The sequence below is a fragment of the Streptococcus mitis genome (assembly GCF_047465045.1).
Classification (GTDB): domain Bacteria; phylum Bacillota; class Bacilli; order Lactobacillales; family Streptococcaceae; genus Streptococcus; species Streptococcus mitis_DT.
Window position 1 is genome coordinate 1 of sequence record NZ_JASHAR010000016.1, and the last position, 16,822, is coordinate 16,822.

Annotated in this window: 13 protein-coding genes and 1 pseudogene; 8 read left to right on the forward strand and 6 right to left on the reverse strand. The window is 41.7% G+C overall.

The features are described from left to right. The 4 genes from QM409_RS08365 to QM409_RS08380 form a co-directional block, all read right to left on the reverse strand. On the reverse strand, nt 1–6,440 hold a 6,440-nt coding region (locus QM409_RS08365), incomplete at its 3' end, for an accessory Sec-dependent serine-rich glycoprotein adhesin (protein ID WP_414310499.1). 592 nt (nt 6,441–7,032) lie between these two features. After that, nucleotides 7,033–8,577, reverse strand: coding sequence for a peptide chain release factor 3 (locus QM409_RS08370; protein ID WP_049544798.1), 1,545 nt, complete (start codon nt 8,575–8,577; stop codon nt 7,033–7,035). A 144-nt stretch (nt 8,578–8,721) separates the two neighbouring features. Further along, nucleotides 8,722–9,414, reverse strand: coding sequence for a TIGR02206 family membrane protein (locus QM409_RS08375; RefSeq protein WP_414305512.1), 693 nt, complete (start codon nt 9,412–9,414; stop codon nt 8,722–8,724). Between the two features lie 251 nt (nt 9,415–9,665). Then, the gene (locus QM409_RS08380) at nt 9,666–9,740 is read right to left on the reverse strand and encodes a hypothetical protein (RefSeq protein ID WP_232610068.1); all 75 of its coding nucleotides are present in this window, start codon (nt 9,738–9,740) and stop codon (nt 9,666–9,668) included. 400 nt (nt 9,741–10,140) lie between these two features. On the opposite strand from QM409_RS08380, the gene gatC reads away from it, so the two are divergent. The 8 genes and pseudogenes from gatC (at nt 10,141) to nusB (ending at nt 15,709) form a co-directional block, all read left to right on the forward strand. Beyond that, nucleotides 10,141–10,443 carry an Asp-tRNA(Asn)/Glu-tRNA(Gln) amidotransferase subunit GatC gene (gene gatC, locus QM409_RS08385; RefSeq protein WP_124788344.1) on the forward strand — a complete coding sequence of 101 codons (303 nt, stop codon included), beginning with the start codon at nt 10,141–10,143 and terminating at the stop codon, nt 10,441–10,443. Then, nucleotides 10,443–11,909, forward strand: a complete 1,467-nt coding sequence (gatA, locus tag QM409_RS08390; protein ID WP_414305513.1) for an Asp-tRNA(Asn)/Glu-tRNA(Gln) amidotransferase subunit GatA — start codon at nt 10,443–10,445, stop codon at nt 11,907–11,909. The genes gatC and gatA overlap by 1 nt, the downstream gene beginning before the upstream one ends. Further along, on the forward strand, nt 11,909–13,354 hold the full coding sequence (gene gatB, locus QM409_RS08395) for an Asp-tRNA(Asn)/Glu-tRNA(Gln) amidotransferase subunit GatB (protein WP_153209151.1): 1,446 nt from the start codon (nt 11,909–11,911) through the stop codon (nt 13,352–13,354). The genes gatA and gatB overlap by 1 nt, the downstream gene beginning before the upstream one ends. Before the next feature lie 43 nt (nt 13,355–13,397). Continuing rightward, nucleotides 13,398–13,793: a hypothetical protein gene (locus QM409_RS08400; RefSeq protein WP_414305514.1), complete on the forward strand. Its 396-nt coding sequence runs from the start codon at nt 13,398–13,400 to the stop codon at nt 13,791–13,793. 108 nt (nt 13,794–13,901) lie between these two features. Beyond that, a pseudogene (locus tag QM409_RS08405) lies at nt 13,902–14,195 on the forward strand (glutamyl-tRNA amidotransferase); the annotation flags it as partial. Between the two features lie 130 nt (nt 14,196–14,325). Then, nucleotides 14,326–14,886 carry an elongation factor P gene (gene efp, locus QM409_RS08410; protein WP_000568643.1) on the forward strand — a complete coding sequence of 187 codons (561 nt, stop codon included), beginning with the start codon at nt 14,326–14,328 and terminating at the stop codon, nt 14,884–14,886. 21 nt (nt 14,887–14,907) lie between these two features. Then, a complete protein-coding gene (locus QM409_RS08415; RefSeq protein ID WP_000510573.1) occupies nt 14,908–15,297 on the forward strand; it encodes an Asp23/Gls24 family envelope stress response protein in 390 nt (129 codons plus the stop codon). Beyond that, nucleotides 15,290–15,709 (forward strand): transcription antitermination factor NusB, encoded by a 420-nt coding sequence (nusB, locus tag QM409_RS08420; protein ID WP_414305515.1) that lies wholly within the window; start codon nt 15,290–15,292, stop codon nt 15,707–15,709. Before QM409_RS08415 ends, nusB begins: the two co-directional genes overlap by 8 nt. Before the next feature lie 52 nt (nt 15,710–15,761). Here the strand turns inward: nusB and QM409_RS08425 are convergent, their stop codons facing one another. Both QM409_RS08425 and briC read right to left on the reverse strand, forming a co-directional pair. Beyond that, the gene (locus QM409_RS08425; RefSeq protein WP_414305529.1) at nt 15,762–16,484 is read right to left on the reverse strand and encodes a lysostaphin resistance A-like protein; all 723 of its coding nucleotides are present in this window, start codon (nt 16,482–16,484) and stop codon (nt 15,762–15,764) included. A 20-nt stretch (nt 16,485–16,504) separates the two neighbouring features. Next, on the reverse strand, nt 16,505–16,690 hold the full coding sequence (gene briC, locus QM409_RS08430) for a biofilm-regulating peptide BriC (protein ID WP_414305516.1): 186 nt from the start codon (nt 16,688–16,690) through the stop codon (nt 16,505–16,507). Nucleotides 16,691–16,822: the final 132 nt, after the last annotated feature.

Genomic DNA, 16,822 nt, shown 5'->3' on the forward strand with positions numbered 1-16,822 from the left:
GCACTTGTTGAAGCCGATGTACTTGCTGATGTACTTGCGCTCGTTGAAGCCGATGTGCTTGCTGACGTACTTGCGCTTGTTGAAGCTGACGTACTTGCCGATGTGCTTGCGCTCGTTGAAGCTGATGTGCTTGCTGACGTACTTGCGCTTGTCGAAGCTGAAGTGCTTGCTGATGTACTTGCACTTGTTGAAGCCGATGTACTTGCTGAGGTACTTGCGCTTGTTGAAGCTGATGTGCTTGCTGATGTACTTGCTGATGTACTTGCGCTCGTTGAAGCCGATGTACTTGCTGACGTACTTGCACTTGTTGAGGCTGACGTACTTGCTGACGTACTTGCGCTGGTTGAAGCTGACGTGCTTGCTGAAGTGCTGGCACTTGTTGAAGCCGATGTACTTGCTGATGTACTTGCGCTGGTTGAAGCCGATGTACTTGCTGATGTGCTGGCACTTGTTGAAGCTGAAGTGCTTGCAGAAGTACTTGCGCTTGTTGAGGCTGATGTGCTTGCTGACGTGCTTGCACTTGTTGAGGCTGACGTACTTGCGCTTGTTGAAGCCGACATACTTGCTGACGTACTTGCACTTGTTGAAGCTGACGTACTTGCCGATGTACTTGCGCTCGTTGAAGCCGATGTACTTGCTGACGTGCTGGCACTTGTTGAAGCTGATGTACTTGCACTTGTTGAGGCTGACGTGCTTGCTGATGTACTTGCACTTGTTGAAGCCGATGTACTTGCTGACGTGCTTGCGCTTGTTGAAGCCGATGTACTTGCTGAGGTACTTGCGCTTGTTGAAGCCGATGTGCTTGCTGACGTACTTGCGCTTGTTGAGGCTGACGTACTTGCGCTTGTTGAAGCTGACGTACTTGCCGATGTGCTTGCGCTCGTTGAAGCTGAGGTGCTTGCTGATGTACTTGCGCTCGTTGAAGCCGATGTGCTTGCTGATGTACTTGCACTTGTTGAGGCTGATGTGCTTGCTGATGTACTTGCACTTGTTGAGGCTGATGTGCTTGCTGATGTACTTGCACTTGTTGAAGCCGATGTACTTGCTGATGTACTTGCGCTGGTTGAAGCTGATGTGCTTGCTGAAGTGCTTGCGCTCGTTGAAGTTGATGTGCTTGCTGACGTACTTGCGCTTGTTGAGGCAGATGTGCTAGCTGATGTACTTGCGCTTGTTGAAGCCGATGTACTTGCTGACGTACTTGCACTTGTTGAGGCTGACGTACTTGCTGATGTACTTGCGCTTGTTGAGGCTGACGTGCTAGCTGAGGTACTTGCGCTCGTTGAAGCCGACGTACTTGCTGATGTACTTGCACTTGTCGAAACCGATGTACTTGCTGACGTACTTGCGCTTGTTGAGGCCGAAGTACTTGCGCTTATTGAAGCGGACGTACTTGCTGAGGTGCTTGCCGAAGCTGACTCAGAACGATATTTCTTGTCTGAAACAGTTTCATCTTGACCATAGACCGTTGGTGCATACGGTTGACTACCAGATGTTACTTTAGCATTATCTTTATAATAAACTGTTGCAACACCATTCTCACTTACGTCAATACTAGAAATACGTTCCCGACCTTTTGGAGTTACTTTATCATGAGCTTTTCTTATTTCTTCACGAACGTTTTCCTTGTCAGTTTCTGTTAAGTGATTTTTATCCTTAACTTCTGTCAAATCAATGGCAGGCTTTTTAAACAAGTTTTGCAACTGATCTTGCTGAATTCGAATTTCTCCTACATCAACAGTGTTGTCACTAGGATCTGTAGCAGTGAGCCAACGTCCCCAGGTGTTCCCTGATTTCCATGCAAGATCTTTATTAGCAACCGCATTAATAGTAAATGTGGTCTGGTCATCATTGGTTAAAGTATTGATAATATTTGTGATAGGACCAGTTCCCCACTCAGATCTGTTTTCGAAGAAATCTGTCAAGTCTTTTTTATTACCAGAGACCTTCAGTGTGACTAACTTACCACTGTTATCTTTACCTGTATAAGTAATCTGGATTTTATCTCCAGCATAGAACAAATAGCGACCATTGCCATCTCTCTTAGGCTCTTGACCATTTACTGTTACAGTATAAGTAATTGTTGGTTTCACACGTTCACGAGTAATCGAACTTGTCGTTACTTCTGAATCAAGACCAGCAACTGTAGATTTAGCTGTTACATCACCTGTCGGAAGAAGACCGTTATTGCCGTCGTAAGCTTTTTTCAGGTCAGTAGGTTCAAATGTCACACTTGTTTCATTGTCTTTAGCAGTCTTAGTAAATGTATGGCCTGCCAATGTCAATGTAACGAGTGCTCCAGGCGTTACATTCGTAACAACGATCGAACGTTTTGGCAAACCACCCGTTTCATTAGTAGAACCTACTGAGATAACTGGCGCTTGTGGATTTACTCTCACAGTAACAGGGACATTTTGTTTAACTCTGACACCTGTTGAGTCTGCAGGTAACTCTACCTCCACTTGTTTGGTAAAGGTTCCAACTGTCGTAAGTGACGGAGCACCGTCTACCCACTTATAATTAGTAAGTGCTGCATTAAAATCTGGATTTCCAGAAAAATTAGTAACAACTTCCTTAGGATTTGCTACAGCTTGTTTATAAGCTGGTTCATTGGTTTTATTCTGCGTAAAAGTATAAGAACGATTTGTTCCAAATTTATAAACATCATGAACAACATCAACAGTTTTACTTAGTTTAGTAGTATCCCCCGCACCTGTACGACCAACAGGATAAGTAAAGGTGACTTGGTAATTGTGTCGACCTGTTTCCGCTGTACTAATCGGTGAATTTGCTACAGGCTGCCCATTTTTTCTCCAAGTTTGACTAGCTCCACTTGGGTAATCACCGTCTCCTTGCTTGTTGACATAATCATGCCATAAGTTACCATTATGAGGAGCTGTACCTTGAATATCATTCACAGGTCCTTTAGGGGCAATCGTAGCCAAGACCTTATAGTTGACCGTCACATCATCGGTTGAACCATCCGAATAAGTAACACGCGCAACAGCACTTTTTGTCCCAGTAGTCGAATTGTCAATCGTATTTGTCCATTTAACCGTCGCTCCTGCAGGCAGAGATTTACCACCTTCAAGTTGAACAAAGTTAGCTGCATTTCCCAAGTCTTCTGCTGTTTCACCCGCATAGGTATAAATAGTGTCTACTTTAGAAACCGCATTATACTTATCCGTTTGATCCTTGACAACAAACTTGATGTAACCTTCGTTATTATCAGTACTATTTGATGTATTCTGGTTATCCGTAGTTACGAGTTTACGTTCAGTAAATGCCCCTTTTTGCAAACTTTTATTTAGAGTACCTGTCAAGGTAATCGTAGCATTATCTTGGTTTGTCGTAGAAGTGATGGTATTAGAACGTGTTACCCCAGTGAAACCACCGTAATCATTAGCAGTTCCACTACCAGTTCCATCACTGGTCCCATCAGGTCTAGTAAACTTCAATGAATTGAGTTTTCCAGAGTCATCCGTCGCTTTTAGAGTAATATTGACTGGTTCATTACGATAAAGATAGATTTCTTTCGTTGCCGGATTGTCGTAAGGAATGACTAACTTAGGACGTTCGTTGACTGTTACTGACTGTGGAATGTCATCACTCTTCGTTCCGTCCTTATAGACTATTTTTGCTGTACCATTGTCTTGAACTTCAATATCCTTGATTCTGAAGGTCTCTTGATTGTTTTTAGCATAAATAGCAGCCTTAACCGCTTTCTTCTCAAGCTCCGTCAGGCTATTCTTATTTACTACAGGCGTAAACTCAGGGTTTTTAATTGTAAATTCTGGTTCATGCTTGTAACGCTCATTCAAAGGACGTTGCTTGATAAAGAAGTTCCCTGTACTGTTGTCTCCCGGAATCGTAACATTCCCTGCTTTATCTGTTGCTACTGCATTACGACGCCATTCATTTTTAGGAGCATAAGTCAAATCATCTTTCATATGCCCAGTTGCAGTTATGACTGCCGGATTAGACTCAGTCGCAACGAGATTCCCATTTGGATCTGATAGAGAAGTAGCTGTCCCAGTCCCGTAACTATTATCTCCAAAGATGTTTTGAGCCATTTCTGACGCTGGTCTATAACCATCAGCCTGTGCTACAAGTTTAAACTCCCTCAGTTTTCCCTTATTATCTACGGCTTTCATTTCAAAACCGATATCATCACCTGCATAGTAATAGTAATATTTATCTCCTGCTATACCTCCTGTTTCTGCAGCTAGAGGTTTACCATTACGGGTCGCAGTAACGGTTATTACTGGAGGTATTTTTTCCTTCTCTAAAGAAGCATTGATGGCACTTGTAGAACCGTCACGATAAGTAACCGTGATGGTACCATCGGTTGCAACATCAATTTTAGATTTGGTGCCAGGGTAAGACAGCGTAAAACTACCATCTGGATTAGTCGTTTGACTTGCCTCAGCAATATTTGGAGCAAGATCTCCATTTTTGGATAAATCAGTTAAATTCGATTGTTTTCTAACAAAATTATTATAAACTTCCTTAACTTCGTCTGGTGTCAAATGGTCCAAATCAGAAACCTGAACAGTATCGCCACTTTGGATATCATGACGTTCGTTGAAACCTTTGATATAGTAGCCTACATTAGCAGCAGCTTGGGCACCAGAATAATTAGTTCCTACAAAACGATAAACATATGTTTTTCCAACTTCAGCTGAAGCATTGTTTCCACCAACCGTTCCCTCCAATCGAGCAGTTACAGCTGGTCTGTCTAATCGTTCATTATTGTTAGGACCTAGATATCTCACCCCAGGAATTACATCACGATTCTCGATGTTCATATACTTAACGCGGCCTGAATTAGTATTTACTCCTTCTAAACCTACGTTATCTCCAACAACATCACCATTAAAAACTTCTTTATAGGCAGTAACATTAAAACGGAATGTTGTGTTAGTATTCGTATTGGTCGTCTGCTGTCTATAGCCCGTTGGAACACTTGCCGATTGAACTGCCGAACCATTCCCTGGAGTATTTTCATAAATAGGAGCAGAACTTACTTGAACCTGCATATTGGCAGTTGCAGTCGGAACATTATTATCGTATTTAACTCTTACTACAACTTGTCCCTCTAAATTCCGGTTTTGGTCATGACGATAACTAAAACCTGCCTCTGAACCATGTGCATATGTTTTTTCCATTGAACTACCGTTAAAGGTCGCACTTTGGACATGTCCACCTTTACCGACTTCGATTTTTACACCGACATGACTCAAAGCACTATCAGCATGGACATTCATAGTGTAAGTAGCGATACCAGTAGCCTTATCAAAAGTAGCAGTTGGACTACTTACATTCATACGGCCATCGCCCTGCTGAGGAGCCCAACTTGCTCGAAGAGAAGCATCGCGCAACATCGGTTTCCCATTTCGTGCATCACGCGCACCTGAATGGGCTCTCAAAACAGCATTGGCAATGGAATTACGAGCTACGGTTGCTTTTTGCACCACTGCTGTTAAATCACTAGTCGGGTCAGCCAAGGCTTTTTCAATTTCAGTTACCGCAGAGTTGACCTTAGTGATAGCTGAGTCAGTATTTGGTAAGCCAACAGCTTTAGCTAGGTACTCACCCATCTCAGCTGAAAGTTTTGTCAACTTCTTACGATTTTCGTCCTGTTGCTTAGCTGAAACTTCCGCTGTTGCGATAGCGCCAGCAGTAACTCCTACAATACTAGTCGTGGTAGAAGTTGATTGAGCAGCACTCGCACTAACCTTCCCATCAATTTCAGTTGCCTTTAGTAGAGCAGAATCAATTTTAAGGCCAGTTGATTCTTTTGATACAGAAGCATCTCGGTCAGTTGCTGTCGCAGAAGTGTTCTGTTCACCCGATAGACTAGCCACCAACGAGAAACTACCCGGCTCACCTGTTGATTGACTAATACTAGTAGAGTTGCTGACAGATGCACTTGTAGAAGCACTATTAGAAGTACTTGCTGAGACACTTGTAGAAGTACTCATCGAAGCACTGGCTGACGAACTCTTAGATACAGATTCTGACATCGAAGTGCTTTCGCTCAAAGAAGTAGACAAGCTAGCAGAATTCTCTGAATTACTTACTGATGTCGTACCCAAAACTACTGTATCATTTGTGACCAAAAGATCGGGATTTTCTAGTGTTTTTTCCACAGCTACTGCTTCATTTGCAAACACTTTTGTTTGAGTAGCCACAGCACCACCTAAAACAGCCCCAGTAGCCGCAAGACCTTTTATGATATCCAAACCTGTAATAGAAGGATTCACTTTATCTTCTACTACTTCTGTCATGACTTGAGTCGTATCTACACCGCCACGCAAGACCTTGAACAAACCAAAAAGAGAGGTTGAAGCTCGCAACCAATGTTTTCCTGATTTGATTAACTTATACCGCGTCACTCGGTCGGTTTCTCTATACTCACCTTTCTGACGTCTAAAAAACATATTCTACCCTTTCGTTACATAATCAAGTGGACAATCCACCCAATTTTAATCATACTTTAATAGTATACTCCAAGCGCAAACGATAGTCAAGATATTATATTGTTTTTTCAAAAAAATACGAGGCTTCAAATCTATTTACATATGGAAAGACCTTCTCTATGATAGGAACCCCTCCAAAAATTCAAACCTGTTTTAACATTCCCTTCATCTAAATTCATACTATAAAAATAAAACTATAACAGAGACCATGACATCAACAAACTTACCGCCCTGAGCGTTCTTATATTCATATTTTAAAAACAAAAAAGCTGTGAATCATGACATCCACAGCAGTTGTAGTTAGTGAGGCAGTTAGATCATACATTATCTAATAGTTACGACGTAAAGTTTTACGAATCGATACTATTCGTGGACTTTGCCTAGTGAAGTGTTTAGGTAGACCGCCATAGCGGTTTACAATTTTTACATTACGACACAAAGAGGCGAAAACGATTATTTTTCGCCGATGAGTTAGTAAGGCAGTTAGCTAGTTCGCCAAATAGCGGCTAGCGTCCAACGATTAGGAACTTCAGTTCCAATTGTTGGTACTGAGTCACATCTTCTCTTCCAACTCTACATCTGGATACTTGTCCGCAAACCAGCGTAGGGCAAAGTCATTTTCAAAGAGGAAGACTGGTTGGTCGAAACGGTCTTTGGCCAAGATATTGCGGCTTGAGGACATCCGTTCATCCAAGTCCTCAGGCTTGATCCAACGAACGGTCTTTTTACCCATTGGACTCATGACAACTTCAGCATTGTACTCGCCTTCCATGCGGTATTTAAAGACTTCAAACTGGAGTTGACCTACAGCGCCTAGCATATACTCGCCTGTTTGGTAATTCTTATAAAGCTGAATGGCTCCTTCTTGCACCAATTGCTCAATCCCCTTGTGGAAGGATTTTTGCTTCATGACATTCTTGGCAGAAACTTTCATGAAAATTTCAGGAGTGAAGGTTGGCAGTGGTTCAAACTCAAACTTGTTTTTTCCAACTGTCAAAGTGTCCCCAACCTGATAAGTACCTGTATCGTAAACCCCGATAATATCACCTGCTACAGCATTGGTCACATTCTCACGACTTTCCGCCATAAACTGGGTAACATTAGACAGTTTAGCACCTTTACCAGTACGAGGTAGATTGACACTCATACCACGTTCAAATTCACCTGATACGATACGGACAAAGGCGATGCGGTCACGGTGACGAGGGTCCATGTTGGCTTGGATCTTAAAGACAAATCCTGAGAAATCCTTGTCATAAGGATCCACAATTTCGCCATCTGTTTTCTTGTGTCCATGTGGTTCTGGAGCAAACTTAAGGAAAGTCTCAAGGAAGGTCTGCACACCAAAGTTTGTCAAAGCTGAACCGAAGAAGACTGGCGTCAATTCTCCAGCAAGGATAGCTTCCTCTGAAAACTCATTCCCAGCTTCATTTAAAAGTTCAATGTCATCTTTGACTTGCTCGTAGAAAGGATTGCTGCCAAAAAGCTTGTCCCCATCTTCAAGACTAGCAAAACGTTCATCCCCTTTATAGAGCTCCAGGCGTTGGTTATAGAGGTCATAGAGTCCCTCAAAGGCTTTCCCCATCCCGATTGGCCAGTTCATCGGGTAACTCGCAATACCCAAGACTTCTTCCAATTCTTGCAAGAGGTCCAGTGGCTCACGACCATCACGGTCCAGCTTATTCATAAAGGTAAAGACCGGAATGCCACGGTGTTTGACAACCTCAAATAATTTCTTGGTTTGGGCCTCGATACCCTTGGCAGAGTCCACGACCATGACCGCAGCATCCACCGCCATCAAGGTACGATAGGTGTCTTCTGAAAAATCCTCGTGCCCTGGCGTGTCGAGGATATTGACGCGCTTACCATCGTAGTCAAATTGCATCACAGATGAAGTAACCGAAATCCCACGCTGTTTCTCGATATCCATCCAGTCAGACTTGGCAAAAGTCCCTGTTTTCTTTCCTTTTACGGTACCAGCCTCACGAATCTCACCACCAAAGTAAAGCAACTGCTCCGTAATGGTAGTTTTACCCGCGTCCGGGTGGGAGATGATGGCAAAGGTACGACGTTTCTTAATTTCTTCTTGAATATTCATAAGTTCTCTTTCGTTGATTCTCTATTTTTAGTTGGTTCAATAGCTAAGAATGATTTCTACATTGGATTTTACCATTCCTTTCAACACTCCATTATATCGGATTTTGAGTAGTTTTTCAATTGCTCATCCGATGAAAAAAGTTAGCTAGAGCACTGATTTCACCTGGTTTCTCTTTTTCCACCGTTTTTTGAACAAGATATCAAAAAGAACCAGAGCCAGTGAAAGGATGACAGACACAAGTAGGTACTTTAGCCACAGGGGGGCATCAGGAATAAAAGGTGTCTTATTTAACAAGCCATAATTCCCACCAGTCACCTGATTAACCCCAACTAGAAAGAGATTGAGGATAAAGGTATAGGCTACAATCATATATTTCTTGAGTAGGCTCTTGTCATAGTGATTCATCAAGTAGACCAAGGAATTCACTAAAAGTGCATAGTGCCCAATCAAAAATGAAAAACTAGTGATATGGGGGAAATCATAGGGGTCAAAAACTGGGTAAACCAGTGCAAAGACAGCTCCACTTGCTCCTAAGAGGGCAAAGCACTGCTTGCTTTTCCATTTATCAGGCAAGAACACCACCGCGAACATAGCTAAACGACAATGATAAAAAGGAAGGCTATTAGAAAACGGAATGCCAAAACCAGCATACCAACTATATAAGGCTAGTAGCTGGAGGATCTGAATTCCCTTAAACAAGAGGACAAATTTTGGATTCTTGTGATAAGCAAGTGATCCATAAATACAAAGTACTAAGACAAGCATCATAACCCCATACCAAAAAAGCGAAATGGGAGGAGGGACCGTCTGAGATCTGGTGATAAATTGATGAAACATGTTACTATCCTAACTCTTATTTTTCTTTTTTCTAGTTTAACCATTATAGCGGATTAAAAACGATTTTTCAATTTCTATTTTATATCAGACGCTGCTAAAGTATAACAATTCCACTTGCAATTTTTAAAATAAATGTTACAATAAATATAGAAAAAGGTGTTGCGACAACAACACCCCACAGAGCCGTTTAAGACGGTGGCTGTAATTACATAACTAAAAAATAGCTCGTTAACTCGCCAAAGTTAGGACGGCTATTTTTTTGTCTCTTTCACCAATTCAAGGATGAACTTTAGGAGCGTGATAACAAAGTTACCAGCTACAAACATGAGTGTCAAAACCTCAAAAGGGAGGCAAATCTGGTTACTACTTTCCACTAATACTCTTCGAAAATCAAATTCAAACTGCGTCAGCTTCGCCTTGCCGTACTAAAGTACAGTCTGCGGCTAGCTTCCTAGTTTGCTCTTTGATTTTCATTGAGTATAAGATTTTACAGGATCTGCACATAAGCATCACCATCCTTTCGATTTCGTAACCACTGTCTTCACTTCTCTGTCAAACTATTGTACCATATAATTTCTCCTCTGATATCCTCTTTTCAAACAAATCGTCATTAAAACCCGTTATACATCCTATACCTGTCTTTTTTCACCTTTCCCTCCCTTATTTATAGGAAAATATGGTAAAATAGAACAGACTAAAAATCATCATTTCACGAAAGGATGCAAGATGAAAATTACGCAAGAAGAGGTAACACACGTTGCCAATCTTTCAAAATTAAGATTCTCTGAAGAAGAAACTGCTGCCTTTGCGACTACCTTGTCTAAGATTGTAGACATGGTTGAATTGCTGGGCGAAGTCGACACAACTGGTGTCGCACCTACTACAACCATGGCTGACCGCAAGACTGTACTCCGCCCTGATGTGGCCGAAAAAGGTACAGACCGTGACCGCTTGTTTAAAAATGTACCTGAAAAAGACAACTACTATATCAAGGTACCAGCTATCCTAGACGATGGAGGAGATGCCTAATGACTTTTAATAACAAAACTATTGAAGACTTGCACAATCTCCTTATCTCTAAGGAAATTTCTGCAACTGAATTGACCCAAGCAACGCTTGAAGATATCAAGTCTCGCGAGACAGCAATCAATGCTTTTGTTACCATCGCTGAAGAGCAAGCTCTTGCTCAAGCTAAAGCTATTGATGAAGCTGGAATTGACGCTGATAATGTCCTTTCAGGAATTCCGCTTGCAGTTAAGGATAATATCTCTACAGACGGTATTCTCACAACTGCTGCCTCAAAAATGCTCTACAACTATGAGCCAATCTTTGATGCGACAGCCGTTTCCAATGCAAAAGTCAAGGGCATGATTGTCGTAGGGAAAACCAACATGGACGAATTTGCCATGGGTGGATCAGGTGAGACTTCACACTATGGTGCCACTAAAAATGCTTGGGATCACAGCAAGGTTCCTGGTGGATCATCAAGTGGTTCTGCCGCAGCTGTAGCTTCAGGGCAAGTCCGCTTGTCGCTTGGTTCTGATACTGGTGGTTCCATCCGCCAACCTGCTGCCTTCAACGGGATCGTTGGTCTCAAACCAACCTACGGAACAGTTTCACGTTTCGGTCTCATTGCCTTTGGTAGTTCATTAGACCAGATTGGACCTTTTGCTCCGACTGTTAAGGAAAATGCTCTCTTACTCAACGCTATTGCCAGCGAAGATGCTAAAGACTCTACTTCTGCTCCTGTCCGCATTGCTGACTTTACTTCAAAAATCGGTCAAGACATCAAGGGTATGAAAATCGCTTTGCCTAAGGAATACCTCGGTGAAGGAATTGACCCAGAGGTTAAGGAAACTATTCTTAATGCTGCTAAGCACTTTGAAAAATTGGGTGCTATCGTTGAAGAAGTCAGCCTTCCTCACTCTAAATACGGTGTGGCAGTTTACTACATCATCGCTTCATCAGAAGCTTCCTCAAACTTGCAACGCTTTGACGGTATCCGTTACGGCTATCGTGCAGAGGATGCAACCAATCTTGATGAAATCTATGTAAACAGCCGTAGCCAAGGTTTCGGTGAAGAAGTGAAACGACGTATCATGCTAGGTACTTTCAGCCTTTCATCAGGTTACTACGATGCTTACTACAAGAAGGCTGGTCAAGTCCGTACCCTCATCATTCAAGATTTCGAAAACGTCTTTGCGGATTATGACCTGATTTTGGGTCCAACCGCTCCAAGTGTTGCCTACGATTTGGACTCACTCAACCACGACCCAGTTGCCATGTACTTGGCTGACCTTTTGACCATCCCAGTCAATTTGGCAGGTCTCCCAGGAATTTCGATTCCAGCTGGATTCGCTCAAGGTCTGCCTGTTGGTCTACAATTAATTGGTCCTAAGTATTCTGAGGAAACCATTTACCAAGTTGCTACTGCTTTTGAAGCAACAACAGACTACCACAAACAACAACCCGTGATTTTTGGAGGTGATAACTAATGAACTTTGAAACAGTCATTGGACTTGAAGTCCACGTAGAGCTCAACACCAATTCAAAAATCTTCTCACCTACTTCTGCCCACTTCGGAAATGACCAAAATGCCAATACCAACGTGATTGACTGGTCTTTCCCAGGAGTACTTCCGGTTCTCAACAAAGGTGTTGTTGATGCAGGTATCAAGGCAGCTCTTGCCCTCAACATGGACATCCACAAAAAGATGCACTTTGACCGCAAGAACTACTTCTATCCTGATAATCCCAAAGCCTACCAAATTTCTCAGTTTGATGAGCCAATCGGCTATAATGGCTGGATTGAAGTGGAACTAGAAGACGGTACAACTAAGAAAATCGGTATCGAACGTGCCCACCTAGAGGAAGACGCTGGTAAAAACACCCATGGTACAGATGGCTACTCTTATGTTGACCTCAACCGCCAAGGGGTGCCATTGATTGAGATTGTATCTGAAGCTGACATGCGTTCTCCTGAAGAAGCCTACGCTTACCTAACTGCCCTCAAGGAAGTTATCCAGTATGCTGGTATTTCTGACGTTAAGATGGAAGAAGGTTCTATGCGTGTGGATGCCAATATCTCCCTTCGCCCTTATGGTCAAGAAAAATTCGGTACCAAAACTGAGTTGAAGAACCTCAACTCCTTCTCAAACGTTCGCAAAGGTCTTGAATACGAAGTTCAACGTCAAGCTGAAATCCTTCGCTCAGGTGGTCAAATCCGCCAAGAAACACGCCGCTACGATGAAGCCAACAAGGCAACTATCCTCATGCGTGTCAAGGAAGGTGCTGCAGACTACCGCTACTTCCCAGAACCAGACCTACCACTCTTTGAAATCTCAGACGAGTGGATTGAGGAAATGCGTACAGAGTTACCAGAGTTTCCAAAAGAACGCCGAGCTCGCTACGTATCTCAACTTGGTTTGTCAGACTACGATGCTAGCCAGTTAACCGCAAACAAAGTCACTTCTGACTTCTTTGAAAAAGCTGTTGCCCTCGGTGGCGATGCCAAACAAGTCTCTAACTGGCTCCAAGGGGAAGTCGCTCAGTTCTTGAACGCAGAAGGCAAGACACTGGAACAAATCGAATTGACACCAGAAAACTTGGTTGAAATGATTGCCATCATCGAAGACGGTACTATCTCTTCTAAGATTGCCAAGAAAGTCTTTGTCCACCTGGCTAAAAATGGCGGAGGCGCGCGTGAATACGTTGAAAAAGCAGGTATGGTCCAAATCTCAGACCCAGCTGTCTTGATTCCAATTATCCACCAAGTCTTTACCGATAACGAAGCCGCAGTTGCCGACTTCAAGTCAGGTAAACGTAACGCAGATAAGGCCTTCACAGGCTTCCTTATGAAAGCAACCAAAGGACAAGCCAACCCACAAGTCGCCCTTAAACTCCTTGCCCAAGAATTAGCGAAGTTGAAAGAAGATGAATAATAGACTTTTTATATACCTTTTTCTAATTTAGAAAGAAGAAAAAATGAACAAATTTTTACGATTTCTATTTATCTTAGTCATCATCGCTATGTTAGGCGCTTCTATACTACAAATTTTCTTTCCATCATACATGGGAAGTCACTCCGGGTACGGAATCTCAGCTGGTTGGCAACGAGAAATTGGAATATGGAACCTAGCTGTATTGATTCTTATTCTCGGTGTCAATATTAAGTACGATTGGTTCTATCTACGAATCGTGCTTCTCACTCTCATCTTCGGTGGGATCGGAATAGGAACAAATCACTTAGTCAATTTTATGGAGTATCATTCTCCTGTAAATGCTATCGGTGCTTTCGAAAATTACTTGCTAGCGACGGGGTGGATTGTAGGGTGGCTCATTGAACATCATTCCATAAAGAAGATAACTGCTAGTAAATAACGACAAGTATATCTTAGATAATTTTTAAAGATTATAATATAGTTTAATAATCATTCAAATTAAGAAATCTATCTTTTCATTAGCCTCAATCCCATATCCTTCTTGAAGAGCTCAGCTACGACCAAGAAAGTCTTTGTCCACCTGGCTAAAAATGGCGGTGGAGCGCGTGAATACGTGGAAAAAGCTGGCATGGTTCAAATCTCAGATCCAGAAATCTTGATTCCAATCATCCACCAAGTCTTTGCGGATAACGAAGCCGCAGTTGCCGACTTCAAGTCAGGCAAACGTAACGCAGACAAGGCCTTCACAGGATTCCTTATGAAAGCAACCAAAGGTCAAGCCAACCCACAAGTCGCCCTTAAACTCCTTGCACAGGAATTAGCGAAGTTGAAAGAAGATTAACACATAAAAGAAACCAGCCCTGAGGTTGGTTTTTTCTCCCCTACCATCTCCCAATAACTATTTTGGCTTTATTTCCAGAAGATTTTATGGTAAAATGAAGAGTAATAATATTTATTAAAGAGGTAAAAACATGATTGAAGCAAGCAAATTGAAAGCTGGTATGACATTTGAAACTGCAGACGGAAAATTGATCCGCGTTTTGGAAGCTAGCCACCACAAACCAGGTAAAGGGAACACAATCATGCGTATGAAATTACGTGATGTCCGTACTGGTTCTACTTTTGACACAAGCTACCGCCCAGAAGAAAAATTCGAACAAGCTATTATCGAAACTGTCCCAGCTCAATACTTGTACAAAATGGATGAAACTGCCTACTTCATGAACACTGAAACTTACGACCAATACGAAATCCCAGTCGTAAACGTTGAAAATGAATTGCTTTACATCCTTGAAAACTCTGATGTGAAAATCCAATTCTACGGAACTGAAGTAATCGGTGTAACTGTACCAACTACTGTTGAATTGACAGTTGCTGAAACACAACCATCTATCAAAGGTGCTACTGTTACAGGTTCTGGTAAACCAGCAACTATGGAAACTGGACTTGTTGTCAACGTTCCAGACTTCATCGAAGCTGGACAAAAATTGATCATCAACACTGCAGAAGGAACTTACGTTTCTCGTGCCTAATCTCTAGAAAGAGGTCATTCTATGGGAATTGAAGAACAATTTGGCGAAATCGTTATCGCTCCACGTGTACTTGAAAAAATCATTGCCATCGCAACTGCAAAAGTTGATGGTGTCCACTCATTTTCAAATAAATCCGTATCTGATACCCTATCAAAACTCTCTCTTGGTCGTGGCGTCTACTTAAAAGAAAACAACGAAGAACTTACTGCTGACATCTATCTCTACCTTGAGTACGGTGTGAAAGTACCAAAAGTGGCTCTTGCTATTCAAAAAGCGGTCAAAGATGCTGTCCGTGATATGGCTGATGTGGAACTTGCTGCTGTCAACATCCATGTTGCAGGAATCGTTCCAGATAAAACACCAAAACCTGAGTTGAAAGATCTATTTAACGAGGACTTCCTCAATGACTAGTCCATTATTAGAATCTAGACGCGAACTTCGTAAATGCGCTTTTCAAGCTCTTATGAGCCTTGAATTTGGTACAGATATGAAAACAGCTTGTCGCTTTGCCTACACACATGACCGTGAAGATGAAGATGTGCAAATTCCTGCCTTTCTTCTGAACTTGGTTTCTGGTGTTCAAGCTCAAAAAGACGAGTTGGATAAACAAATCAACCAGCACCTCAAGTCAGGTTGGACAGTTGAACGCTTAACCTTGGTCGAAAAAAACTTACTACGCTTGGGTATCTTTGAAATTACTTCATTTGATACACCTCAGCTAGTAGCAGTCAATGAAGCCATTGAACTTGCCAAGAATTTTTCAGATCAAAAATCAGCCCGCTTTATCAACGGACTGCTTAGTCAATTTGTAACTGAAGAATAGTAGATAGAAAACAGTGTTTGACAGATATCAAACACTGTTTTCTTTGCTTCCACTATCTTAAAAAGTGGTAATAGATATAATTATAAACAAAAATCCAGAGGGGGGGTGCATGGTTGAGAAAGTTAAAAAAACTATGGCAGAGAATCGTTAATCTAAGATTATCGGTAGAACGATAAACAAGGGCGAAAAAGAGACCAATCACACTATAATATAATAAGCTAATCGGGTCTCGATGAGATAGTATCAAATGACTGAGTCCAAAGATCAGGCCTGATAGGATGACATCTAAATAATACTTTGACTTAGGAAAGAAGGTATTCATAAAATACCCTCTATCAAGAGTCTCCTCAAAAATAGGACCGATGATTACAGGCAGGACAAAAGATAAGATAGTCGATAAAAACGTTGGTTGTCCATTTGAAAGAACAACGGTAAAATACTCATCATGAATATTCCTATGATTAATCAAATGAGCATAGCGTGCCCAAAAATTACCGAGAATCTGATAAACCACATAACCTGAAAATAAGTAGAAGACAAATGACCAGTTCCATCTCTTTTTCTCAAAGATAAAGAGCATCTTTTTCTTTTTTAACCACCAAGTTAATAGAAGGAAACTTCCTACTAATCCCATTGTTAAAATAAGAGAATAGACATCAGCGCCTAACCCTAAAATTATCGTCACATACAATCCAATTGTTTGTGGTAAATAGGTAGATAGTAAAATAATAAGCAAAAATATGCCAAATTGTCTTAGTTTCTCTATGTTTCTCATCATACTTTTTTTTTGAAAGATTATCCTGCTCGGAAGCCATACTTCCAAGCATCCCTATAAGAATTAAGCGCCCCTTGCCCCATATAAGGAGCAAAGTCTCTATAATATAACCATCTTCCCTCACCATCTTCCCAAACAGCAAAACCACCTGAAGTTTCCTCTAAGTTCTCAGATGAAAGAACTGTAAATGTATCTATACCTGTCATTGCGAATACCTCCTTAAAATAAATTTTTGTAAGGTTACATCTACAGTATAGATCATTTTTGTCTATTTTATTAGTCTTCTCCTCAACTGTCAATTTTTCGGCCTAAAGTGCATTTTTCTAAAAAAATGAGAC